This window comes from Acidimicrobiales bacterium (genome assembly GCA_041394245.1).
In the GTDB taxonomy this organism is placed as follows: domain Bacteria; phylum Actinomycetota; class Acidimicrobiia; order Acidimicrobiales; family Aldehydirespiratoraceae; genus JAJRXC01.
Genome location: JAWKIR010000002.1, coordinates 1,210,703 through 1,234,393 on the forward strand (window position 1 = coordinate 1,210,703; position 23,691 = coordinate 1,234,393).

Consider the following 23,691-nt stretch of genomic DNA (forward strand, 5'->3'; position numbering starts at 1 on the left):
GTGACCTCCACTTCGATCGCCTGGTTCCGGCGCGATCTTCGCCTCCGCGACAACCCGGCGTGGGCCGCCGCCTGCGGCGCCGACGAGACCGTCGCCCTGGTGGTGATCGAGCCGACGCTGCTCGATCGGGCCGGGCCGTTCCGGCGAAACGCCTACCTGGGCGGGCTCCACGCGCTCGATCGGGAGCTCGCGGCACTGGGGGGCCGACTCCGCGTCGAGATCGGGCGCCCCCAGGAGGTCGTGCCCCGCGTCGGTGCCGAGTGCGACGCCGACGAGATCCACGTCAACGCCGACGTCACCCGGTGGTCCCAGCGGCGCGACGATGCCGTTGACCAGGCGGTTTCGTGTCCGTTGCGTCGACATTGGGGGACCCTGGTGCAGCCGCCGGGGTCGGTGCTGACCAAGGCCGGCACGCTCTCGCGTGTCTTCACCCCGTTCTACAACGCGTGGTCGCAGGTGCCGGTGGCGCCCGAGGCCGTCGCCCCGCCATCGAGGGTCGCGTCCGCCACTTCCGCGGGCCTTCCCGTCGTCGGCGACGGGGCCGCACCGGTCGATGTCGCGACCCTGCTCGCCCGCGCCGCCGATCGCAGCGCCGACTACCCGACGGTTCGCGACCTCCCGGGTGTCGAGGGCACCACCGAACTGTCGATCGCCCTCCGGTTCGGGTGGGTGTCGGCCCGCGAGGTGGCTCGGACGCTGTCCGACGCCGGGCCGGGAGCCGATGCCGTGGTGCGGCAGCTGGCCTGGCGCGACTGGTACGCCCACATCACCCTCGCCCGCCCCGACATCGACCGCCTCGCGCTCCGCCCCGAGTACGACGCGATCCGTTGGGAGACGGGCGCGGATGCCGACCGGGCGTTCGCCGCGTGGACCGCAGGCCGCACCGGCTACCCGATCGTCGACGCCGGCATGCGCCAGCTCGCCGAGACCGGCTGGATGCACAATCGCGTGCGGATGATCACCGCGTCGTTCCTCGTCAAGGACCTGTTGATCGACTGGCGTCGGGGCGAGCGCTGGTTCCGCCATCTCCTGGCCGACGGCGACATCCCTCAGAACGCCGGCAACTGGCAGTGGGTTGCCGGCACCGGCCCCGACGCCGCCCCCTACTTCCGGATCTTCAATCCCACGGCCCAGAGCCGCCGCTTCGATCCCGAGGGCGACTACATCCGCCGGTGGGTGCCGGAGCTCGCCGGTCTGAGTGACCGTGCCATCCACGAGCCGGCCGGAGTCGCTCCGCTCGATCTCGCCGCGGCAGGCATCACCCTCGGCGACGACTACCCGTTCCCGATCGTGGACCATCCGGCGGCGCGAGAGGAGACCCTCCGCGTCTACAAACAGGCCCTCGAATCGGCCCGCGACGAATAATGCCCGGCACCACGGCGCCGCGGCCGTACCATTCGACCCCATGACTCGCGTCTTCTCCGGCATCCAGCCCACGGGCGAACTCCATCTCGGCAACTATCTGGGCGCGATCCGCAACTGGACGCGCCTGCAACACGAGACCGATGCGATCTTCTGCGTCGTCGATCTCCACGCGATCACGGTCCCCAAAACCCCTGGTCAGGTGGGTCATGACTCCCTCCGCCTGGCCCAGCTGCTGATCGCCGCCGGCCTCGACCCCGAGGTCTGCACCCTGTTCGTGCAGAGCCATGTGCGAGAGCACACCGAGGGCGGCTGGTTGATGCAGTGCAGTGTGTCGTTCGGCGAGCTCAGCCGCATGACCCAGTTCAAGGACAAGTCCGACCAGCACGACTTCATCTCGGCCGGCCTGTTCACCTATCCGGCGCTCCAGGCCGCCGACATCCTGCTCTACGACACCGACGAGGTGCCTGTGGGCGAGGACCAGCGTCAGCACATCGAGATCACGCGCGACATCGCCGAGCGGTTCAACTCCCGCTACGGCGACACCTTCGTGCTTCCGAAGGCCGTCGTCCCGAAGGCCGGCGCACGGGTGATGGACCTCCAGCGACCCGACGCCAAGATGTCGAAGTCGCACGACTCGCCGAAGGGCACGGTCGGGCTCCTCGACGACCCGAAGCAGATCGCCAAGAAGATCAAGAGCGCAGTGACCGACAACGACGGCGAGGTCCGCTTCGACATGGGCGAGAAGCCCGGCGTGTCGAACCTCCTGTCGATCCTCGGCGCGGCAACCGATCGCGATCCGGAGGCCTTGGCCGGAACCTACGAGCAGTACGGCCAGCTGAAGGTCGACACCGCCGACGCCGTCGTCGCCCTGCTCGAACCGGTCCAGGCCCGCTTCCGGGAGCTCGAGGGCGATCCGGCCGAGACCGCCCGGCTGTTGAAGGTCGGTGCCGACAAGGCCCGCACCATCGCCGCGCCCGTCCTCGCTCGGGCCAAGGGCAACATCGGCCTCCTCGCCGACTGACCCCAGCGCCCCCCAAATTAAGGTGAGTTCTCCCGCTCAGAGCGGGTCGACCCGCCTTCAGAACGTCGGGGTGGACGGGTGTCAGTCGTCGTCGACGTCGTGGAGCACCTGGGCGAGATGGGCGTCGATCGTCCACTCGTCGGCCGGCAGGTGGTGCTCGGCAGCCCATGCAACGGTCAACGGGTGGCTGCCGGCCATCTCGAGCATGTCGGCGCCGATCGCCGGGTGCTGGAGGTAGAGACCGACCCGGCGGGTGAATCCCGAGCTCTTGGACCACAGCATGGCAGTGTCGCGACCAGCGACCTTGGCCGACAACGTGGCGACCACCCGGCCCCACGTGCCGAGGTCGGCATCGATCTTTCCGATGTCGTGCAGAAGGGCGGCGGCGATCACGGCCGGGGTGGCCTCGTGGCCCAGTCGCCGCTCGACCTCACGGGCCACCGACGCGGTGTGGCGACGATCCGGCCCGTACTGGCGCCGCCAGAGGGCGTATTCGGCCTCGGACAGCACTGATTCGACCCAGGCGCGGTCGACCTCGGGAGGCCCTCCCGGGCGCAGTGCGCCGAAGAACCGCCTGGTCAGGTGCACTACACCGCCCATCACGAGCCTCGCTCGGAAGCCAGTGCGCGGGGGTGGGCGGCTCTATAGACCGACAGCAGGCGCTCGGTCGACACCTTGGTGTAGATCTGCGTGGTCGAGATCGACGCGTGGCCGAGAAGTTCCTGCACGGTACGAATGTCGGCGCCGTGATCGAGCATGTGAGTGGCGCACGAGTGGCGCAGCACATGGGGTGTCAGCTCTGCGCCCAAGCCCACCGACAGGCCGTGCTTGCGGACCACCCCCCACGCCCCCTGACGACTGAGCCGACCGCCCCGCTGGTTGAGGAAGACGGCTTCGGCGTCCTCGCGGCGAGCCCAGCGGTCGGGTTCCATCGCGCCCCGCCCCGCGCTCGCCGTCCACTCCGTCAGGGCGACGGCCGCATGGCGCCCGATCGGGACGATGCGTTCCTTGCTCCCCTTGCCGAGCACGCGCACCAGGCCGTCGTGGAGGTCGACATCGCCGAGCGACAGGCCGACGAGCTCGGAGATCCGCACGCCCGTGCCGTAGAGGGTCTCGAGAATGGCCCGGTCGCGGCGGGCCACCGGATCGTCGCCGGTGACGACCTCGATGAGCGCAGTGACCTGCTCGAGGGTCAGCGCCTTCGGGAGCCCACGGGGCACGCGGGGCATCTCGACCTCGGCGGACGGGTCGTCGGGCCGCACGTCCTCGGCGACGAGGAAGCGGTGCATCCCCCGCACCGCGACCAGGGTGCGGGTGACCGACGCGGGGGCCAGGCCCTCCCCCACCAGCACGTGGACGAACGCGATCACGTCGTCCTCGGTGGCGGTGGTCACCGACTGCTGTCGACGACGAAGATGGTCGCGATAGCGCAGCAGATCGCGCCGGTACGCCGACAACGTGTTGGTCGAGCGCCCCTTCTCGACCGCGAGCCAGACGAGGAAGTCCTCGGCGTCGGGATCGAGGCGACTCTTCGCGTCGACCACGGACCCGGTCATCAGCGACCAAGGTGGCGGAGGGCGGCCAGCAGGCCGATGACGGTCTTGCCGTCGGTGATGTCGCCGTCGGCGATCGCGGCGGCGATCGAGTCGACCGGCCATCGCTCGATGGTCATGTGCTGTTCCTCCGGTCCCTGGCGGTCGAGCGGCACCGGCTCCAGATCGGTGGCGAGATACACGTAGGAATACTCATCGGAGAAGCCGACCGAGTTGTAGAACTCGACGAGCGGCACGAGCGGTGTCGACGTGGTGAAGCCGACCTCCTCGGCGAGCTCGCGCAACGCGCCCGTCTCGGGCGGTTCGTCGGCCACATCGCGCTTTCCCGCGGGGATCTCGAGCAGGTCCTGCTCGATCGCGGCCCGGTATTGACGCACGAGCACGATGTCGTCGCCGTCGAGCGGCACGACCGCGACAGCGCCGGGATGGCGGACGACGTCGCGGCTGACGATCTCGCCATCGGGCGTCTCGAAGTCGGCCACGACGACGTCGATCGACCAACCCTGATGGATCCGACGTTCGGTGATGCGGCGGAACCCCGAAGCCGAGCGGGGCCCCGGTTCGGTCACGAGTCGGCGGCGGCCGACTCCGCCGCCGCCGAGACCTCGGCGTCGGGGTCGATGAGCTGAGGGTTCCGACCGGCGGCGCGCTCCATCGCCGCCTTGACGAACTCGCGGAAGAGCGGCGACGGGCGATCAGGGCGGCTCTTGAACTCGGGATGGGCCTGTGTGGCGATCCAGAACGGATGGTTCTTCAGCTCGATGAACTCGACGAGCCGACCGTCGGGTGACTCGCCGGAGAGCACCAGATCGCTGTCTTCGAAGCGGCTGCGGTACTTCGGGTTGAACTCGTAGCGATGGCGATGACGCTCCGAGACCGTCTCCTTGCCGTAGGCCAGCGCGACACGGGACCCGGGCAGGAGCTGGGCAACATAGGCACCGAGACGCATGGTGCCACCCATGTCGGTCACATCGCGTTGGCTCTCCATGAGATCGATCACCGGATGCGGCGTGCGGCTGTCGAACTCGGTCGAGTTGGCACCGGCCAGGTTGAGCGCATTGCGGGCGTATTCGATCGTCATCACCTGCATACCCAGGCACAGCCCCAGGCACGGGATGTCGAACTCGCGGGCGTAGGCCGCCGCCGCGATCTTGCCCTCGACACCACGTTCGCCGAAGCCGCCGGGGATGACGATGCCGTCGAGATCCTTGAGACGACCCGCCGCGAGCAGACCCTCGACCTCTTCGGCCTGGATCCATTCGATCTGGACATCGCCGCCGTGGTGGAGCCCGCCGTGGTTGAGCGACTCGACCACCGAGAGATAGGCATCCGGCAGACTGACGTATTTGCCGATCAGGCCGACGCGCACCGGCGTGGTCGCCGCTTCGACCTTCGCCACGATCTGCTTCCACGGCTCGAGATCGATCTCGTGGTCGTCGAGCCCGAGCATCCGGCACACATAGTCGTCGAGCCCTTCGTCGTGCAGCACGAGGGGGATGTCGTAGAGGCTCGACGCATCGGCCGCGTTGACCACCCCTTCCATCGGGACGTCGCAGAGGTTGGAGATCTTGCGGCGCAGGTCGGCACTGATCGGATCATCGGAGCGACACACGATCGCGTCGGGCTGGATGCCGCGGCTGCGCAGCTCGGTGACCGAGTGCTGAGTCGGCTTGGTCTTCTGTTCCGACGACGGGCCGATGTAGGGCACCAACGTCACGTGGATGTAGAAGACGTTCTCACGGCCGACATCGAGCCGGAACTGACGGATCGCCTCGAGGAACGGAAGGATCTCGATGTCGCCCACCGTGCCGCCGACCTCGGTGATGATGACGTCGACGTCGTCGGAGACGAGTCGATTGATCCGGCGCTTGATCTCATCGGTGATGTGCGGGATGACCTGCACGGTCTTGCCCAGGTAGTCGCCGCGCCGCTCGGCTGCGATCACCGCGGAGTAGATCGAGCCGGTGGTCGCGTTGGAGTCCTGGGTGAGGTTCTCGTCGACGAACCGCTCGTAGTGACCGAGGTCGAGGTCGGTCTCACCGCCATCGTCGGTGACGAACACCTCGCCATGCTCGAAGGGGTTCATCGTCCCCGGATCGACATTGAGATACGGATCGAGCTTCTGCATGGAAACCCGCAGACCCCGAGCCTTGAGCAGTCGACCGAGCGAGGAGCCACTGAGCCCCTTGCCGAGCCCGCTCACCACACCACCGGTCACAAAGATGTGCTTCGTCATCGGGATCTCAACATAACCCTTCGAACGGGTGGTGGCGCGCACGGCGCGGCACCAATCTCATGATCGACCCGACCCGAGCAGTTCGATCGCGTGCTCGCGTGCGGCTTCGGAGTCGGGCGACCCCGACAGCATCCGGCTGATCTCGGTGATCCTCGACTCGCGATCGAGCAGGCCGGCGGCACTCACCGTCGCGCCCTCGACGGAATGCTTCGAGATCGCGACGTGATGATCGGCCACCGCCGCGACCTGGGCGAGATGCGTGACCACGAGCACTTGGTGGGTGTCGGCCAACGCGGCCAACGAGCTGCCGACCATGTTGGCCGCCGCGCCGCCGATGCCTGCGTCGACCTCGTCGAACACGAGCGTGGGCGGTCCGGCGCTCAGCACCAGACGCAGCGCCAGCATCGTGCGGGCGAGCTCGCCGCCGGAGGCGACCTTCGCGAGGGGCTGGGGATCGTGGCCGGCGTTTGCGGCCAGGAGGAACGTGACCTCGTCGCCCGCCGGGCCCTCGACCGCCACGGTGAGGCGGGCACCGGCCATGGCCAGGCCGGCGAGGTGGCCCTCGACCGCGGCAGCGAGCCGCGGCGCGGCCGCGACCCGTGCGGCCCGAACCCTCGCCTGCTCCTTGGTCAGCTGCACCAGCAGCTCCCCGCGACGGGTGTCGAGTGCGGCAGCACGCTGGTCGTGGCTGCGCAGCTCGGCGAGACGCTCGGCCGACTCCCTCGCGAACGATTCGACCTCGGCGAGATCGTCGCCGTACTTGCGGCGCAACTCTCGCAACATGGCGCGCCGCTCACGCAATGCCGCCAGGCGTTCGGGGTCGTCGTCGATCCCCTCGGCCCGGTCCCGCACCTCGGCCGCCAGATCGGACAGCTCAGCCATCACGGAGCGCAGCCGGACCTCGACATCGGCGAACGGGGCCCGCCCCTCGACCGCGGCGAGCGCCTCGGCCACCGCGCCGGCCGCCGCGCCATCGGCGTCGAGGAGGCTGCGCGCCGCCGCAGCGGCCTCCCGATGGGCTGTGGCGTCAGCCAGCAGGTCTTCCTCCTGGTCGAGCCGCTGGTCCTCGTCGGGGCCGGTGATGCCGGCCGCCTCGATCTCGTCGAGCTGGTGTTGCAACAGGTCGATCTCGCGGGCTCGCGCCCGCTCGTCACCGCCGAGCTCGGCCAGCGCGGCATCGACTGCCCGCAGATCGTCGATCAGGACGGCGAGCCCCGACGTGTCGATCACGCCGAAACGATCGAGCGCGGCCCGCTGGACCGGACCCTTCAACAACGACTGATGGGCGTGCTGCCCGTGGAGGTCGACCAGATCGGCGCCGTGCTCGCTCAGCGCGGCGACCGTGGCCAGCCGCCCGTTGAGATAGACCCGCGAACGGCCGTCGCGGGGAATCACCCGCCGTACGATCACTTCCTCGTCGTCGTGCACGAACCGGCCCTCGATCTCGGCCTCGTCGGCTCCGGGCCGCACCAGCGACGCATCCGCTCGCCCACCGGTCAGCAGGTCGATCGCCCCCACGATGAGCGTCTTGCCGGCACCCGTCTCACCGGTGACCGCGGTCATTCCCGGCCCGAGCACGAGCGAGAGCTCGTTGATCACGCCGAGGTCGCGCACGACCAGCTCGATCAGCACGGCCGGTTCCCGACGGACAGGAGGTGGTGGTTATCGATCATTCAGCCCGAACTTCGCTTTCAGCACTCGATGGAAACGACGTGGCCCGAGCGACACCAACCGGGCCGTGTGGGCGGCGGCGGTGCACTCGATCGTGTCGCCGTCTCCCACGATCGCCACCCTACGACCGTCCACTGACACTGCTGCCGGCCGATGCCCGTCGACCGTGAGCGTGCAGCGGGTCGTCGGGGCGAGAACCAGTGACCGATCGAACAGCATGTGGGGCGAAACCGGCGTGAGCAGCAGCGCCGAATGGCTCGGGTCGACGATCGGGCCGCGGGCCGAGAACGCGTATGCCGTCGAGCCGGTCGGCGTCGCCACGATGAGTCCGTCGGCGGCATATGTCGTGAAGAACTCACCGTCGAGGTCGACGGTGAGGCGGATGGTGTTGACCTCGGCGGACCGCTCGACGACCACCTCGTTGAGGGCGAGGTGGTGCTGCACCTCGTCGCCGGTGCGGATCGCGACGTCGATGAGCATGCGCTCGTCGAGTTCGTGGTCGCCACGCAGAACACGCGCCACAGCCTGCTGCGCTTCTCCGGGTTCGACCTCGGTGAGATAGCCGAGCTGTCCGTGGTCGACGCCGAGAATCGGCACGGAGGCCCGGTCGAGCAGTTCCACGGCGCGCAGGATCGACCCGTCGCCTCCCAGCGTCACGACGAGGTCGAGGCCCGGAGCGAAGTCGCCGGTGTCGACCTGGTGCCGCTCGAGCCCGCTGACCGCCGCGTCCTCGGGCGGGATGCGCACACGATGGCCCTCGCCGACCAGCCACGTGGCCAGATCACGAGCGTGCGCAGCCGCTTCTTCACGTCCGAGGTGCACGATCAGCCCGACCTCGGCCATCAGCGCCCCTCGACTTCTGCGAGCGCTGCGGCCACCTGGGCATCGACGTCGCCAGGCGCGCCACCGCGTCGGGCATGGACGAGGAACTCGACGTTGCCGTCGCCACCGGTGATCGGGGAGGTCATGGCCCCCATGATGGCCGCTCCCCGCTCCTGGAGTGCGATGCACACCTCCGTGAGCGTGCGGGACCAGACCTCGGCATCGCGTATGACGCCCTTGGCCCGGTCGGCTTCCGCCTTGCCCGCCTCGAACTGGGGCTTCACGAGGAGCACCAGATCGCCGCCCTCGACGGTGAGCGCCAGGAGCGAGTCGAGCACCGTCCGCAACGAGATGAACGAGAGATCCCCGACCAGGACATCGCCGGGCCCGCCGACCGCTTCCGGGTCCAGCGTTCGGATGTTGGTCTGTTCGTGGACCGCGACGCGCCGATCGGCCCGCATGCGTTCGTGCAGCTGGTTGCGGCCGACATCGATCGCGACGACGTGCGCCGCACCGGCCTGGAGTACGCAGTCGGTGAATCCACCGGTCGACGACCCGGCATCGACGACCCGTCGGCCCTCGACATCGACCGCGAAGCGCTCGAGCGCGGCCGCCAGCTTCTCGCCGCCGCGCGACACGAATCGGGGGCCGTCGCCGAGCAGTTCGATCGCGTCACCCGGGTCGACCTGACGCGCCGCCTTCTCGGCGACGGCACCCCCCACGAGGACCCGTCGCGAGACGATCAGCTCCTGGGCCCGGCTCCGGCTGTCGGCGAGTTCTCGACGCACGAGCTCCGCGTCCAGGCGTCGACGGCGACTCATCGCCCATCCAGTGCACGTTGCCACGGTGTGTGTGTCACCGACATCCCCACGGAAATACCCGGAAGCCGTCACTCTAGGCAGTTGCGCTCCCTAACATGGCCTCTCTGCCGACAGGACGGCAGAATTCGCAGAGCAGGCCCCAACGAGCGCCTGCGCGGCAGAGAAGGGAATCATGGCGGCAGATCCAGACGACGCGATCCGAGAACAGGTCGCGGGGTTCCAGGCCGATTTCGCCAAGATCGCCACGAACGTCGAGCACGTGCTCAAGGGAAAGCCCGACGTCGTACGGCTCGCCATCACCTGCATGCTCGCCGACGGGCACCTTCTCATCGAAGACGTTCCCGGCGTCGGCAAGACCTCGCTCGCCCGGGCCCTGGCCGAGACCATCGACGGATCGCTGCAACGCATCCAGTTCACGCCTGATCTCCTGCCGACCGACGTCACCGGCGTCCAGATCTACAACCAGGGCGAGAACACCTTCGAGTTCCACGACGGGCCCGTGTTCGCCAACGTCGTCGTGGCCGACGAGATCAACCGGGCGTCGCCGAAAACCCAGGCCGCCCTCCTCGAGGTGATGGAAGAACACCAGGTCACCGTCGACGGCATGCCCCGCCCCGTTCCCGAACCCTTCATCGTGCTCGCAACACAGAACCCGATCGAACTCGACGGCACCTACGAACTCCCCGAGGCGCAGCTCGACCGCTTCCTCATGCGCCTCCACATCGGCTACCCCGACGCCGACGCCGAGATGGAGATCCTCGACCAGCACGAGAAGCGCTGGGACAGAACCGAACTCGCGCCGGTCGTCGACACCGAACGCTTCGCGCAGATGACGCGTATCGCCGACCGGGTGCACGTCGGTCCGCTCGTCAAGGAATACCTCGTCACCCTCTCCACGGCGACCCGTGTTCGACCCGACATCCGCATCGGCGTGAGCCCCCGCGGGACCATCGCGCTCGCCAGCGCAGCCAGGGCCTGGGCGGCCAGCAACGGCCGCCACTTCGTCGCGCCGGACGACGTCCGGCTACTCGCGCCGCACGTCCTCCCCCACCGGATCGTCGTGACGCCCGAAGCGGAACTGCGGGGCATCACCGGCAACGCCATCGTGAACGAAGTGTTGAGCCAGACCCCGGTGGACGAGACCACCCGGAGCTGATCCGGTGACCCCCGCCGGGCGCGGCGCCCTCTTCGCCGGCGTCGTCCTCTCCCTGATCGGTCTGGGCATCGGCTATCCCACGCTGACGGGAATGGGGGCAACGCTGATCGCGGCGGTGTTGATCGCGCTGATCCTCGTCGGACGTCCGCCCGACATGCGATGCGATCGTCGGGTCCTGCCCGATCGGGTGACGGCAGGCGAGAGTGCCATCGCGGAGCTCACCATCACGAACCAGGGCCGGCGGACCAACGGCGCGCTGCGCGGCATCGAACACTTCGGCGACACCGGCCTTCCCATCGAGATCCCGGCGCTCGACCCCGGAGAGTCGGTCGTGATCACCAACGAGATCCCGACGGAGCGCCGAGGCATCTTCGCCGTGGGCCCGCTCACGGTCCGGCGCGGCGACCCGATCGGCCTCGCCCGGCGCGGCGACATCGACTCCGGACTCAGCCGACTGGTCGTCCATCCTCAGGTCCACGACGTGTCGCCGTTTCCCGCCGGGATCCGCCGAGACCTCGAGGGCCTTCCGTCGGGTGAGGCCGCCGAGGGCGGGATCACCTTCTCCAACCTGCGCGAATACGTACCGGGCGACGACCTCCGGCTGGTGCACTGGCGATCTTCGGCCCGCGTGGGCCAGCTGATGGTTCGCCACAACATCGACGTCCACCGACCCCGCACCACGGTCATCCTCGACACGAGTCGCGATCTCTACGACGACGAGTCCTTCGAGGACGCAGTTCGCGCCGCGGCGAGCGTGATCGTCTCGGCGATGATCCGGCGCTTCCCGTTCACTTTTCGCACCAGCGACGGCCACGTGATCGACGACCGCTCGTCCCGACTCGCCGTCATGGATCTGCTCGCCGGCCTCCAACGCCACGACGACGAGACGATGGACCTCGGCGAGGCCGCGGTCGCCGCCAGCAACGATCCCGCCGGGCTCTCGTGTGCCGTGATCACCGGACGGGCCGGAGTCGATGCCCTCCGCAGCCTCGGCCCGATTCGCAAACGATTCGATCAGCTCACGATGATCCGCATGGGGTCGGGAACCTCGTCGGAGGTCTACGACCTCGTCGGCGCCGTGCTGATCAACGCCAACACCTCGGCGGACTTCGCCCAGGCCTGGAACCGGCGGATGCGACGATGACGCTCAGGCCGTCGTTCACGACGTCGCTCAGCATCGCGGTGATGGTGGCTGTTGCGGCGCTCCCCCTTCGAGAGGCATTCGGCGACTGGGATTGGGCCTTCAGCGTCCTCGGGGCGGCCCTCGCCGCCGCGCTCGTGGCCAGCGTCCTCGAATCTGCCGAGTCCCGCCCCTCGGGTACCGCCGCCGCGCTCGCGGCCGTCCTCGGGTCGCTCGTCTGGGCGGTGACGGTCTCGATGCGAGGCATCTTCTGGACGGATCCGGTGTCATGGGCGGTCGGCCGCGAGCTCGGCGAGGGGGTGTTCTCCGGCTGGGAGGCTCTGCTCGACGAGGAATTCCCCCTGACCGACCGTCAGAGCGCGGAGACCTTCACCGCGATTCTCACCTGGATCGCGGTCGCCCTGGGCGTCCATGTGGCCGCGCGACACCGCACGGTGCTCGCCGGTGTGGCCGGCGCAGCCGCGGTTCTCTGGGTGTCGACGACCGCCGCGCTGCCCCGCGACCTCACCTCGGCGATGGTCGGCATCGGTGTCGGCGGTCTCGCGTTGCTCGCGATCGCCACCACGACCCGGTCGAGCAAACAGCATTGGCGTCCCGGACGGGCGGGCTCCCTGCTGCTCGTCATCGCAGGGTCCGCCGGGCTCGCGATGGTCGCGGCGACGGTCGCCGGCCTCGTCGATCGCGAACCGGTCGACCCGCGCGCGGCGCGCACGACCGAAACCGTGACCGAAGTCGTGCCCGACATCCTGGCCGAGTTCGGGATCTCGGTCACCGACGATCGAGTCGTGCTCCGCCTCGACGGCCCACCGATCACGAGCCCCCTCCGGCTCCGCCTCCAGGTCTACGACACACACAACGGCGAGCGCTGGCTCCCGGCAACCGACTACGAGGATGTCGCGACCTTCCCCACCCCCGAGATCCTCCCGCCAGGCGAGATCGTCAACTACGCCGTCGAACTCGAGTCGTCGACGGGTCCCTGGATCCCACTCCCCGATCGCCTCATCAGCCTCGACATCAACGACATCTTGTGGAACGAGCAGGCGCAGACCGCGCTCGAGACCACCAGCGTCGACACCTACGAGTTCACCGGCACATCGGTCGACCGAACCGAGCTCGAAGGGCTCGAAGCCGACCGCAACGCGGTGTCCGGGACCTTCAGCCAGACCCCTTCCGCCCTGCCCGAGGAGATCCGGGCGGCGGCGGAGGCCGCTGCGCTGGGCAGCACCGACGCCATCTCGACGATCAACGCCATCTCTGCACGGGTTCGCGAGCTCGAGCGCAACGAATCACGGCCCCCCGGCAACTCGTTCGGGCGTCTCCGCGCCGATCTGGTCGACGGGCGGGCGACGGGAGCGGAGCAGATCGCGTCGCTCCACGCCCTGATGTTGCGGGCCGTCGGCATTCCGAGCCGCCTCGTGGTGGGCTATGTCGCCACGGGACCGGTCGTCGAGTCGAGTGACCTCCACGTGTGGACGGAGGCCGCGCTGCCCGGTGTCGGATGGGTCGCCAGCGACCCGGTCCCGCCGGTGCCCGACGTTGCGCCCGATGTCGCCGATGACGCGACGGTGACCACGACGTCGCTCGTCGAGAACCCGGTGGTGCGGGCGCAGGCGCTCCCTCGAGAACTCGGCCCGGGTGAGGACCCCGACGAGACCTCGATCGGCGGCGACGACGACATCACCTTGCGCGACACGGTCGTCTACGCGGCGATCGCGATCGCCGTGCTCCTCGCCGTGCTGATCGTCGTGCGCGTCGCCCGACGGCAGTTCCGTCACGCGACCAACCGGCGAGCAGCGAGTCGGGTCCTCGGGGCGTGGGCCGAGTTCGTCGACCGACTCCGTGAGCTGGGAGCGACGATCACGGCGACGTCCACCATCGGCGACGTCGTCGCGACCGCGCGGTCGATGGACGACGAACTCGGTGACGAGGCCCATCTCCTCGGCGAGTTGGCGGCGCGTGCGCTCCACGGCCCCACGGATCCCACCGTCGACGACGGGACCCTGGCGTGGGAGGAGCTGCGGCGCGTCGAGTCGACGCTGCGCGAGGTCAAGGGCGGCTACACCGTGATCCTGCGCCTCATCGACCCGCGGGTCCTGCGCTACCGCCCACCGCGACCGCCGCGGTCTCGCCAAGGCCGCCAGCCCGTCGGATTCCTCAGGTCACGGTGATCGTTCGGCTCACCGAGTCGCTCTGGGCCCCCGACCACACGGTCAGGGTCACGAGATAGGCGCCCGGCGCCGGGAACGACACGACGGGGTTCGGGGCGGCGGTGTCGCCGACCCCGCCCGAGAAGCTCCAGAGCCACGTGTCGGCCGACGCTCCTGTCGAGGCATCGGAGAAGCTGATCTGGAGCGGGCCGGTCTGGGAGTGGTCGAACTCCGCGACGAGCGGGTCCTGGACGGTCACGAACGTGATCTCCTGATCCGACACACCGTTCTGGTCGACCGCGGTCACCGACACGGTCCAGCTGCCCGCCCCGGTGAACTGGTGGTTGATCGAGGGCCCTGCGTTCGGATAGGTCGGAGACGACGGCGGCGTCTGACCGGTGGGATAGACCCGCCAATTCCAGGTGAGGCCGGTGAGACCGTTGCTGTCGGACGACGAGAGGGCCGCAGTGGCACCCGTCTGCACGGTCGACGCCGGCGACACGGAGATCGGGGTCAACGACGGTGCCGGATTCACCCGCACCTGCACCTGACCTTGTGCCGTTTGGCCGACCGCGTCGGTGACACGAAGCCGCACGTTCTTCACGCCTGTCGTGTTGAAGACATGTTGGCCGGTGGAGGTCCCGGTCTCCCAGGTGCCCTCGTAGTTCCACTCCCAGAGCGCGACCGAGCCGGAGACCTGCGTCGAGAACGACACCTGCACGCCCGCGGTCGCCGGGGTGGGGGTCGCCACGATCCCGTCGATCGACGGTGGCGGTGGCGGCACGATCTCCAGACCTCGCGAGACCACATCGTCGGGCACCGCGGCCACCGGGCTCTCGGCGGTCAGGGTGACGGTGTGCGCACCCTGGTCGGTGAACGTGTGGGTGATCGACTGCCCCGTGTACTGACCGACGACGACCGACCCGCGCCGTATCTCCCAGCGCCAGACGCCGACCGGTCCGCCACCCGTCCTGCTGCCCGAGAACGCGACCGGACCGAGCTGTTGGGGGTCGGCGAAGGGGTTGATCGTCACCTGGGGCGCCGGCGGGTCGACCACGGTGACACTGCGAGAAACCCACGGACTCCACTCGGAAAGGCCGCCGAACGCTCGCATGCGGACCGTGTAGACGCCGGCGGCGGCGTAGTCCTGGGTGAACGTGGCCGAGCTCCCACCGAAGATGCCCGAGCCGTCACCGAAGTCGATCTCGTAGAGCTGGATCGGTCCCGAATCGGCGGCGACGACCGCGGTGAACGCCACGGTCTCGAGTGTCGTCACGACGCCGTCACCGCCGGCCGCGAGGCCGACGGAGTCGAGGACGGGTTCGGCCGGATCGACGCTGATGACGATCGGGCCGTAGGTGGACGCATCGCCCAGACTGTTCTCGATCGTGAGGGTCACCGGGTAGGTGCCGGTCGCGGCGTAGGTGTGTGTCGGGTTCCGGGCCGCGCTGGTGGAGCCATCGCCGAAGTTCCACGCCCACGAGGCCGGTCCCCCCGTGGAGGTGTCGGTGAACGTGACCGAGTCGCCGGCGCGGATGAATCGCGCACTCGCCTCGAACGACGCGATCGGCCGGATCCGAGGCTCCACGACCACCGTGGTCGTGTCGGAGCCGTTGCGATTGGTCACCGTGAGCGTCACCGTTTTCTGCCCCGGCGACGTGTACGTGTGGAGCGGGTTGGTCGCCGTCGAGGTCGACCCGTCGCCGAAGTCCCAGCGCCACGACGTTGCGTCGAGGCTGGCGCTGAGGAACTCGGTCGCTTCACCGACCCACGGGGTCGGATCGAAGTCCGCGATCCGAGCGACGGGTGGCGGTAGCTCCGCGACCACCTCGATGGTCTCGGTGACGCTGTTGGAGCCGGCGATGTTGGTCGCCGTCAACGTCAGGAGATAGGTGCCTTCCGACGTCCAGGTATGGGTCACGTTCGCGCCCGACGCGGTCGCGCCGTCGCCGAACGTCCACTGCTCCGTGTCGGGGCTGTTGGTCGACAGGCTGCTGAGCGAGACCGGATCGCCGACCTCGATCACCGAGGGCAACGTGCCGATGACGGCCGTCGGTGCCAACGTCGGCGGCGAAACCACGACGGTGACCTCGGCCGTCGACCTGCCGGCCGCATTCTGCGCCGTCAGCGTCACGGTGTAGGTACCGGTCGCCAGGAACACGTGGACGACGTCGGCACCGTTGCTCGTGCGACCGTCACCGAAATTCCAGGTGTAGGCCGCAGGGCTCGTGGTCGACGAGCCGCTGAACCGCACCGCTTCGCCGAGCGCGGCCCGTGTCGTGGACGCGGTGACAACGGCTCGGGGGGCCTGGAGGCCGTCGACGACCTCGATCACGACGGACGCCCGGTCCGATCCCTGGTCGTTGGCCACCGTCAGCCGAACCGTGTACCGACCCGGCGCAGACCATGAGTGGGACGCGTCCGGCGTCGTGGCACTCTCGCCGTCGCCGAAGTCCCAGCGCCAGCGATCGATCTCGCCGTCGCTGCGATCCTCGAAACGCACGTCGTCGCCGACCTCGACCACCGTGGACGAGAACACGAAGTCGGCGGCCGGCGGCAGCGCGACCTCACCGGGGACGACCGTGATCGACAGGCTGATCTCGTCCTCGTCAGTCCCGCGCTGGACCGTGAGCGTGACCGGATAGGTCCCCGGCTCGTCCCATGACTTGTTCACCTCCGGGCCCTCGTCGCCGGTCCCGTCGCCGAAGTCCCAACGCCATGACTCGGGTCCACCCGTGGAGTTGTCGACGAAACGCACTGGTTCGCCGACCGCCACCGTGGTCGCGCTGAACGAGAAGTTCGCGACCAGTTCGCCGTCGGAGACCACGTCGGGCGCGTCGTCCGTCGGATCCTCGATCGTCATCGCCAGGACATTGGCGTCGAGCACGTCGTCGCCGTTGGCGGCGACGACGGAATCGGCACCCTCGATCGCGACGGCCGGGGCATCTCCGACATCCCCGGCAGCCGCGTTGTCGCCATCACCCGGCGTCGTCGAGATCGAGAGGGACTCGACCGAGGTGTCGACCAGCACCGCATTGCCGTCACGATCGATGAGCGCGGCCAATGGACCGGCGACGTCGAACGCCACCACCATGTCGTCACGGGAACGGAGCCGCAACAGGCCGGGGGCGAGGACCTGATACCGCGTGAACTCGCCATCGTCGGGATTGATCACGTAGACGGCGCCAGTGGTCGTCTCGGGCACGAACACCCGCCGATCGGCGACCACCGGCCGGCCGAGCGCGCCCGCACTGTCGCCGAGTCGGACGACGGCACATTCGCCGTTGGTGAGATCCGCCACGTGCACATTCGAACCGTCGATCGCCACGACCCAGCGTTCCGCTGTCCCGATCGCCTCATCGGGGCCCGACAGGTTGTTCTCGAAGCAGCCGACCTCGTCGCCGCTGAGATCGGTGACCCGATCACCCCGCAGCGCAACGACGCGATCGATCACCCGCACGACGTGACCGGACGACGTCGACGCATCCACCGTCCCTTCGGCACCGACGGAGAATCGCTGGAGCTCGTTGTCGACGACTGCGTCCGTCCCGTTCGCAGCGACCGATCGAATCGTGCCGTCGATCGGCACCACGGTCGAACCGGTGATCAGTGGATCGATCAACGCGACCGACGCGCGATCGGCGACGACGATCACCTCGGGTCCGATGTCGAAGGTCGAACCGTCGGCGGGGAGGCCGCCGACCTTGCGAACGACCTCGTGCAGCCCGGGATCGACCAACGAGACGCTCCCGGTGCTGCGGTCGAGCACCACCACACCGTTCTCGGTCTCGGCCACGTCGAGCGTCGCCCCCGAGTCGGCAACTGCGACACGAGCGGTCACCTCCCCGCTCGCGGCGTCGACGTGGACGATCTCGCCGGTGACCGGCGCCGGCACCCAGAGTCCGGTGGACGGGGTCAGGACGTCGGTGACGACATCAGGCCCGATCTGAAATGCAGCCGCGCCGGCGCCCGTGGTGGCAACGAGTGCCATGACACCTGCGATCTGCTTCCATCGCCTCCGCACAACGGCCCAGAGTACCGCACCGGTGCCCCGTGGCATGGGGCGCGCGCCCCATGTTGTCGACCGCGTTCCGTGAGAAACGGCGGCGGATCAGTGCACGCGTCGCACCAACGACAAGATGTCGTCGGCCACGAACTGTGGCGTCGGCTCCACGGGCAGGTCCCCGACGCCGACGACGCCACTGAGCACCAGGGCGAAGTCGTAGCCGACCGAGACGGCGAAGCGCCCGTCGGTCTCGGGCCGATCACCGACCATGATGCCGGTGTCGCCCAACCGATCGCGAACGAATGCAGCGATCGGCGCGTGGGGCTTCCCGGCGATCTCCGGCACTTGCTCTGCGCATGTGGCGATCGCTGCGACCAGCGCGCCATTTCCCGGGAGCAGTCCGTCGGCGTCGGGAAACGTGGCATCGTCGTTGGTCGCGATGAACCGAGCCCCCGAACGAACAGCCCGCATCGCCGCGGTCATGGCCGCATAGTCGAAATCGGGCGTGATCCCGACCGCCACCACATCGACCGTTCCCGACTCGACCAGGTCCGCGCCGCGCTCGAGCAGCGCCTGACGAAGCCCGTCGCTGCCGACCATCAGGACCCGCTGCCCGGGTTCGACCATCGCCGCCGCCGCCATGGCGGCGGTGACGACGAAGTCCTCGGCATCGGGAATCCCGTGCGATGCGAGCTTCTCGGCGACCTGACGCGGCGTGCGGGCTGCGGAGTTCGTGACGAACGCCAACGGCGCACCGTCGCGCCGAAGCAGTTCGATCGCCTCCGGCGCACCCGGCACCGTCTCTGTCCCGCGCCAGATCACACCGTCGAGGTCGATGGCCCAGGCGGTCAGCTGACCTCCCAGGTCGGGAGGCTGTGGAGCAGACCCTTGAGATCGCCGCCACCCTTGGTGGTCTGCGCCGCAGCGAGCTGGGCGTCGACGCCGGCGCCGTAGTCGGGCCGCTCGACGGCGCGAAACACCCCCACCGGGGTCGGACTGTGGCGGTCCGACGCAAGCCGGCTGAGCGCGAACGCGACCGACGGGTCGGGGGCTGTCTCGTCGTGGACCACGATCGCATCCAGACCGACATCGGCCACATCGACGATGCGAGCGCTGCCCTGGTCGAGCATCACGCCGTGCTGGCCCTCAGAACCGAACGTGACCGGCTCGCCGTGGACGAGATCGATGAGCATGTCATCGCGAACGTCCTTCTTCGTGATCTGGTCGAACGCGCCGTCGTTGAACACGTTGCAGTTCTGGTACACCTCGACGATCGCCGCGCCCTTGTGGTCGTGGGCGCGGCGAAACATCGCCTGCATGTGTGCGCGGTCCATGTCGTGAGTGCGGGCGACGAAGCTCGCTTCCGCACCGAGCGCCACCGAGATCGGATTGAACGGCGTGTCGAGCGAGCCCATCGGGGTCGACTTCGTCACCTTCCCGACTTCACTGGTCGGCGAGTACTGGCCCTTGGTCAATCCGTAGATCTGGTTGTTGAACAACAAGATGGTCAGGTTGACGTTGCGGCGCAGGGCGTGGATCAGATGGTTGCCGCCGATCGACAGCATGTCGCCATCGCCGCCGACGACCCAGACGTCGAGATCGGGTCGAGCCAGCGCCAGGCCGGTCGCGATCGCGGGAGCACGCCCGTGGATGCTGTGCATCCCGTAGGTGTTCATGTAATACGGGAACCGGGCGGCGCAGCCGATGCCCGAGATGAACACCGTCTCTTCTCGACGGGTGCCGATCTCCGGCATCAGCAGTTGCATGGCCGTGAGAATGGAGTAGTCGCCGCAGCCGGGGCACCAGCGCACCTCCTGATCGCTCGACCAGTCCTTCTTGGTGGTTGTTGCGGTGTCGCTCACTTGACTATCTCCTCGATACGAGCCACGAGTTCGCCGGCGGTGAAGGGCTGGCCCGTCACCTTCGAGATCGACTTCGCGTCGACCAGGTACTCCGCGCGCACCAGCGCCGACAATTGGCCGAGGTTCATCTCGGGAATGATCACCTGGTCGTATCTCCCCAGGATCTCCCCGAGATCGTTCGGCAACGGATGGAGGTTGCGAAGGTGGACGTGGCCGACGCGACGGCCGCCACGACGCAGCCGCCCGGCGGCTCCGGTGATCGCTCCCCAGGTCGATCCCCACCCGAGCAACAACAGGCCGTCGTCGTCGCCGACGATGTCGGTCGCCGGGTACGACTCGGCGATCTTGTCGATCCGTTCCTCGCGCAGGTCGACCATGTGCCCGTGGTTCACCGGGTCGTAGCTGATGTTGCCCGTACCGTCCTGCTTCTCGATTCCGCCGATGCGGTGCATGAGTCCGTCGGTCCCGGGGACGGCCCAGGGGCGGGCGAGATCGTCATTGCGCAGGTAGGGCCAGAAGACGGGATCGCCGTCCTCGTTGAGTGCATTCATCCCGGACGCGAACTCGACCGGGATGTCGGGCAGCGAGTCGACATCGGGCAGCCGCCACGGCTCGGTTCCGTTCGCCAGGTAGCCGTCGGACAACAAGATGACGGGCGTGCGGTACCGCAGTGCGATCCGAACCGCTTCGAACGCGGCGTTGAAGCAATCCGACGGGGAGTTCGCCGACACGATCGGGAGGGGCGCCTCACCGTGACGCCCGTAGCGGGCCATCATCAAGTCGGCGGCCTCGGTCTTGGTCGGCAAACCGGTCGACGGACCGCCACGCTGGATGTCGACCAGCACCAGCGGCAGCTCGAGGCTGACAGCCAGTCCGAGCGTCTCGCCCTTCAGCGCGACGCCGGGCCCGCTCGTGGTGGTCACACCGAGGAGGCCGCCGTAGCTCGCGCCGAGTGCGGATCCGATTGCGGCGATCTCGTCCTCGGCCTGCAGCGTGCGCACCCCGAAGTTCTTGTGCTTGGCGAGCTCGTGGAGGATGTCGCTGGCCGGCGTGATCGGGTACGAGCCGAGGAAGATCGGAATCCCGGCCTTCTGCGACGCAGCGATGAGACCCCACGAGAGCGCGGTGTTGCCGTTGATGTTCGTGTAGGTGCCCGGCGGCAACTGCGCCGGCCGCACCGCGAGCCGGCTGGCGCTCAGCTCCGCGGTCTCGCCGAACGCATGCCCGGCCTTGAACGCCGCCTCGTTCGCCGCGATCACGAGATCCTTGCCGGCGAACTTCTCGCGAATCCAGTGCAGGGTCGGATCCGTCGGCCGGGTGTAGAGCCACGACACGAGACCGAGGGCGAAGAAGTTCTTCGACCGCTCGGCGTCGCGAGGCTTGACGCCGAGGTCCTTGCAGACCTCCTTGGTCAGCTCGGTCATGGGCGCACGGATGACGGTGAAGCCGTCGAGCGAGCCATCGTCGAGCGGATTCGCGTCGTAGCCGGCCTTCGCCAGATTGCGTTCCTCGAAGGCGTCGGTGTTGACGATCACCGTTCCGCCCGGCTCGAGCTTCCCGAGGTCGCTCTTCATCGCCGCCGGATTCATCGCGACCAACACGTTCGGCGCATCGCCGTGCGTGTGGATGTCGTGATCCGAGATGTGCACCTGAAACGCCGAGACGCCGGCGAGAGTGCCGGCTGGGGCACGAATCTCGGCGGGAAACTCCGGCAGCGTGGCAAGATCGTTTCCGAACAACGCACTTGCCGAGGTGAAACGATCGCCCGTCAGCTGCATGCCGTCGCCCGAGTCGCCCGCGAATCGGACGACGATCTGATCGACTTCCCGGATCTCGGACGAGCGCTCTTCTGTGTTGGTCACCGTGCCCCCTTGCCCGCCAGCGACACTGATGACAGGCAAGCGCCACCCTAACCACACGGACGCGAAGGTGGTGCATCCCCCGTCAGCGCTTCGACGGGCCCGGCCCATGCAATCTCGCCGCGGCGGCTTCGACAGCCTTCGCGGACCGAATCGACCCCGCCTTGGCCACGCAGTCGGCCAACAGCTCGGTGCGGCTGTGGCTTGCACCACCGGCCCGAAACCATCGGCGCCGAACCGCACCCACGACCACGACACCGTCACCACGCCGCAGCTTCGGCGGCCGGATCGGGTCGTGCCACGCGACCGGCACGGTGTGCGCCTCGCCATCGGCTCCCGCCCGCATCTCGAAGTTGTGCACGACCCCACCGGCGGGCAGGTCGGAGACTCGCACATCGGAGGTCAACTCCCCTTGCACGACGCAGATGTTGAACGATCCGTCGAGCGGACCCACGGTGTCTGTGGCCATTGGTTTCCCTTCACCTCGCGGCAGTCGCCGCGTCGAGAGGGGAAGTGACGAACCCGACGCTAGCGAACGGGTGTGACACGCCGATCAGCTCAGCTGCTTGACCCGGGTCTTGACGTCGACGAACCGCGGCTCGTGTCCGGCGATCCACTTGAACAGTTCTCTCGCCCGGGCGGCCTTGCCGGCCCTGTCGTAGAAGTCGGCCAATGCGTAGGCACGACGGAGATGCTGATCCCCCGGGTTCTTCGGCAACTTCCAGCCCGATTGCAGTGTCCGGATCGCCTTGGCGAGGTCACCCTCGTCGGCATAGGCGCCGGCGAGGACGATGCGCCCCTCGGTGACGATCTCACCGCTCGGCGATGCGTCACCGAGCTCCTGCCACAGAAACTCGACATCATCGAGTCGCCCGAGCGCCCGATAGCAGTCGGCCAGCACCGGGTGCTGCTCCGTCGAATCGGTGAGCTCGCGGAAGATCTCCAACTGATCGATGGCCTCTCGCCACTTTCCCAGCCGATACAGGGTCAGCCCCATGAGCTCACGGCCTTCGGGGAGCGACGGCGCCTCCTTGACCACCGGGCGCAACAATGTCCGAGCGTCGGCGAACCGCTCCGCCTGAAACGCACGGCCGCCGTCGTTCAGCTTCCGGCTGAGGCTCTTCGCTCGATCGGCACCGACGAGCCGGGCCAACACGACCGCAGGGTCCTGGACCCGTTGCGGCCGCGACCCCAGTGGCTTGCGTTCGCGGGTCGCCTTGCCGCGACCTCGGCGAACGGCGTCGCTGGCGTGCCGTTCGAGATCAGCAGCCCCCGGCAAGGAGCGTTCCCTCTTCGGCGGCGCCTTGCGCTCCGGCCGTGTCTCCGACGTCGTGGATCCGAGCGGACCGGCCGTGTCAGCGGAATCCGCATCGGCATCGGTGTCGATGGCCGGGGAATCTCGGTCCGACGGGCCATCGGTCTCGGAGGGAGTGCGAGGCTTGCGAGGCCGCTTCGCCGGGAAATCATCGAAGCCCTCGGTACCGATCGCCGGAGACTCCATGCGCCCCGCACCGCCTCGTGCGATCCGCCCCCATTTGGCTGGACCTGCGAGATCGGGTCCTGGCGGGCGGCGTTCACCTTCCTGCCCGTCGCGACCGCGCCCGTCGCGCCCCTTCGGCCCGCCGGTACGGCCGGTGCCGCCGCCGGGACGTCCCTTCGCCGGCCCGCGCGATGACGCGCGAGAACCTGCTCGACTGTCGCGGGAACGTTCGTTGGGCATGGCGACCGATCCTATCCGAGCAAAACGTACTCGGGCCCCGCCGAAGCGGGGCCCGAGCTCATCGTTTCTGTGCACTGCTCGAGCCCTGTGAACGGGCGAGCGGCGTGAGAAATCCGGCGGCGTCCTACTCTCCCAGGGACTGACGTCCCAAGTACCATCGGCGCTGACAGGCTTGACTTCCGTGTTCGGAATGGGAACGGGTATGACCCTGTCGCTATCGCCACCGAAACTGTTGAGTTGGCATTGTGTGACCGCAAAAGCCGTCACCAACGCCGAAAGGGTGGGGTCGGTGGACCCCTACCTCTTCAGAA

Annotated in this window: 18 protein-coding genes and 1 rRNA gene; 5 read left to right on the forward strand and 14 right to left on the reverse strand. The window is 68.6% G+C overall.

Features of this window, described 5'->3' with window-relative positions:
- Both R2707_06130 and trpS read left to right on the forward strand, forming a co-directional pair.
- Nucleotides 1-1,365, forward strand: a complete 1,365-nt coding sequence (locus R2707_06130) for a deoxyribodipyrimidine photo-lyase (GenBank protein MEZ5244654.1) — start codon at nt 1-3, stop codon at nt 1,363-1,365.
- A gap of 40 nt (nt 1,366-1,405) precedes the next feature.
- The gene (gene trpS, locus R2707_06135; GenBank protein ID MEZ5244655.1) at nt 1,406-2,386 is read left to right on the forward strand and encodes a tryptophan--tRNA ligase; all 981 of its coding nucleotides are present in this window, start codon (nt 1,406-1,408) and stop codon (nt 2,384-2,386) included.
- Between the two features lie 81 nt (nt 2,387-2,467).
- Here the strand turns inward: trpS and R2707_06140 are convergent, their stop codons facing one another.
- The 7 genes from R2707_06140 to R2707_06170 are packed head-to-tail and all read right to left on the reverse strand — an operon-like array spanning nt 2,468 to nt 9,489.
- Nucleotides 2,468-2,974, reverse strand: a complete 507-nt coding sequence (locus R2707_06140; protein ID MEZ5244656.1) for a hypothetical protein — start codon at nt 2,972-2,974, stop codon at nt 2,468-2,470.
- Between the two features lie 11 nt (nt 2,975-2,985).
- Complete coding sequence (gene xerD, locus R2707_06145) at nt 2,986-3,942, reverse strand: site-specific tyrosine recombinase XerD (protein MEZ5244657.1); 957 nt, start codon at nt 3,940-3,942, stop codon at nt 2,986-2,988.
- Nucleotides 3,942-4,508, reverse strand: coding sequence for an NUDIX hydrolase (locus tag R2707_06150; protein MEZ5244658.1), 567 nt, complete (start codon nt 4,506-4,508; stop codon nt 3,942-3,944). Before R2707_06150 ends, xerD begins: the two co-directional genes overlap by 1 nt.
- Nucleotides 4,505-6,175 (reverse strand): CTP synthase, encoded by a 1,671-nt coding sequence (locus R2707_06155; protein ID MEZ5244659.1) that lies wholly within the window; start codon nt 6,173-6,175, stop codon nt 4,505-4,507. Before R2707_06155 ends, R2707_06150 begins: the two co-directional genes overlap by 4 nt.
- Before the next feature lie 57 nt (nt 6,176-6,232).
- Nucleotides 6,233-7,807, reverse strand: a complete 1,575-nt coding sequence (recN, locus tag R2707_06160; protein MEZ5244660.1) for a DNA repair protein RecN — start codon at nt 7,805-7,807, stop codon at nt 6,233-6,235.
- Between the two features lie 30 nt (nt 7,808-7,837).
- Nucleotides 7,838-8,689, reverse strand: a complete 852-nt coding sequence (locus R2707_06165; GenBank protein ID MEZ5244661.1) for an NAD(+)/NADH kinase — start codon at nt 8,687-8,689, stop codon at nt 7,838-7,840.
- Nucleotides 8,689-9,489, reverse strand: a complete 801-nt coding sequence (locus R2707_06170) for a TlyA family RNA methyltransferase (protein MEZ5244662.1) — start codon at nt 9,487-9,489, stop codon at nt 8,689-8,691. Before R2707_06170 ends, R2707_06165 begins: the two co-directional genes overlap by 1 nt.
- 172 nt (nt 9,490-9,661) lie before the next feature.
- On the opposite strand from R2707_06170, the gene R2707_06175 reads away from it, so the two are divergent.
- The 3 genes from R2707_06175 to R2707_06185 are packed head-to-tail and all read left to right on the forward strand — an operon-like array spanning nt 9,662 to nt 13,954.
- Nucleotides 9,662-10,645: a MoxR family ATPase gene (locus R2707_06175; protein MEZ5244663.1), complete on the forward strand. Its 984-nt coding sequence runs from the start codon at nt 9,662-9,664 to the stop codon at nt 10,643-10,645.
- A gap of 4 nt (nt 10,646-10,649) precedes the next feature.
- Nucleotides 10,650-11,789: a DUF58 domain-containing protein gene (locus R2707_06180; protein MEZ5244664.1), complete on the forward strand. Its 1,140-nt coding sequence runs from the start codon at nt 10,650-10,652 to the stop codon at nt 11,787-11,789.
- Nucleotides 11,786-13,954, forward strand: a complete 2,169-nt coding sequence (locus R2707_06185; protein MEZ5244665.1) for a transglutaminaseTgpA domain-containing protein — start codon at nt 11,786-11,788, stop codon at nt 13,952-13,954. Before R2707_06180 ends, R2707_06185 begins: the two co-directional genes overlap by 4 nt.
- Here the strand turns inward: R2707_06185 and R2707_06190 are convergent.
- The 7 genes from R2707_06190 to rrf all read right to left on the reverse strand — a co-directional run bounded on the left by R2707_06190 (nt 13,941) and on the right by rrf (nt 23,608).
- A complete protein-coding gene (locus R2707_06190; protein ID MEZ5244666.1) occupies nt 13,941-17,924 on the reverse strand; it encodes a PKD domain-containing protein in 3,984 nt (1,327 codons plus the stop codon). The genes R2707_06185 and R2707_06190 overlap by 14 nt on opposite strands.
- Nucleotides 17,925-18,044: 120 nt before the next feature.
- Entirely contained in the window at nt 18,045-18,803 is a 759-nt protein-coding gene (locus tag R2707_06195) for an HAD-IIA family hydrolase (protein ID MEZ5244667.1), read from the reverse strand.
- Nucleotides 18,788-19,801, reverse strand: a complete 1,014-nt coding sequence (locus tag R2707_06200) for a 2-oxoacid:ferredoxin oxidoreductase subunit beta (protein ID MEZ5244668.1) — start codon at nt 19,799-19,801, stop codon at nt 18,788-18,790. Before R2707_06200 ends, R2707_06195 begins: the two co-directional genes overlap by 16 nt.
- On the reverse strand, nt 19,798-21,663 hold the full coding sequence (locus R2707_06205) for a 2-oxoacid:acceptor oxidoreductase subunit alpha (protein MEZ5244669.1): 1,866 nt from the start codon (nt 21,661-21,663) through the stop codon (nt 19,798-19,800). The genes R2707_06200 and R2707_06205 overlap by 4 nt, the downstream gene beginning before the upstream one ends.
- Nucleotides 21,664-21,745: 82 nt before the next feature.
- Nucleotides 21,746-22,129: a hypothetical protein gene (locus tag R2707_06210; protein ID MEZ5244670.1), complete on the reverse strand. Its 384-nt coding sequence runs from the start codon at nt 22,127-22,129 to the stop codon at nt 21,746-21,748.
- Nucleotides 22,130-22,213: 84 nt separating this feature from the next.
- On the reverse strand, nt 22,214-22,939 hold the full coding sequence (locus R2707_06215) for a hypothetical protein (GenBank protein MEZ5244671.1): 726 nt from the start codon (nt 22,937-22,939) through the stop codon (nt 22,214-22,216).
- A gap of 552 nt (nt 22,940-23,491) precedes the next feature.
- A 5S ribosomal RNA gene (gene rrf / locus R2707_06220) occupies nt 23,492-23,608 on the reverse strand.
- Nucleotides 23,609-23,691 lie beyond the last annotated feature (83 nt).

What these genes read in the sequence shown, in the direction of transcription:
- trpS (MEZ5244655.1), top strand. Translation starts at nt 1,406, where the DNA reads ATGACTCGCGTCTTCTCCGGCATCCAGCCCACGGGCGAACTCCATCTC.
- xerD (MEZ5244657.1), bottom strand. Translation starts at nt 3,942, where the DNA reads ATGACCGGGTCCGTGGTCGACGCGAAGAGTCGCCTCGATCCCGACGCC.
- R2707_06155 (MEZ5244659.1), bottom strand. Translation starts at nt 6,175, where the DNA reads ATGACGAAGCACATCTTTGTGACCGGTGGTGTGGTGAGCGGGCTCGGC.
- R2707_06165 (MEZ5244661.1), bottom strand. Translation starts at nt 8,689, where the DNA reads ATGGCCGAGGTCGGGCTGATCGTGCACCTCGGACGTGAAGAAGCGGCT.
- R2707_06170 (MEZ5244662.1), bottom strand. Translation starts at nt 9,489, where the DNA reads ATGAGTCGCCGTCGACGCCTGGACGCGGAGCTCGTGCGTCGAGAACTC.
- R2707_06175 (MEZ5244663.1), top strand. Translation starts at nt 9,662, where the DNA reads ATGGCGGCAGATCCAGACGACGCGATCCGAGAACAGGTCGCGGGGTTC.
- R2707_06185 (MEZ5244665.1), top strand. Translation starts at nt 11,786, where the DNA reads ATGACGCTCAGGCCGTCGTTCACGACGTCGCTCAGCATCGCGGTGATG.
- R2707_06190 (MEZ5244666.1), bottom strand. Translation starts at nt 17,924, where the DNA reads ATGGCACTCGTTGCCACCACGGGCGCCGGCGCGGCTGCATTTCAGATC.
- R2707_06210 (MEZ5244670.1), bottom strand. Translation starts at nt 22,129, where the DNA reads ATGGCCACAGACACCGTGGGTCCGCTCGACGGATCGTTCAACATCTGC.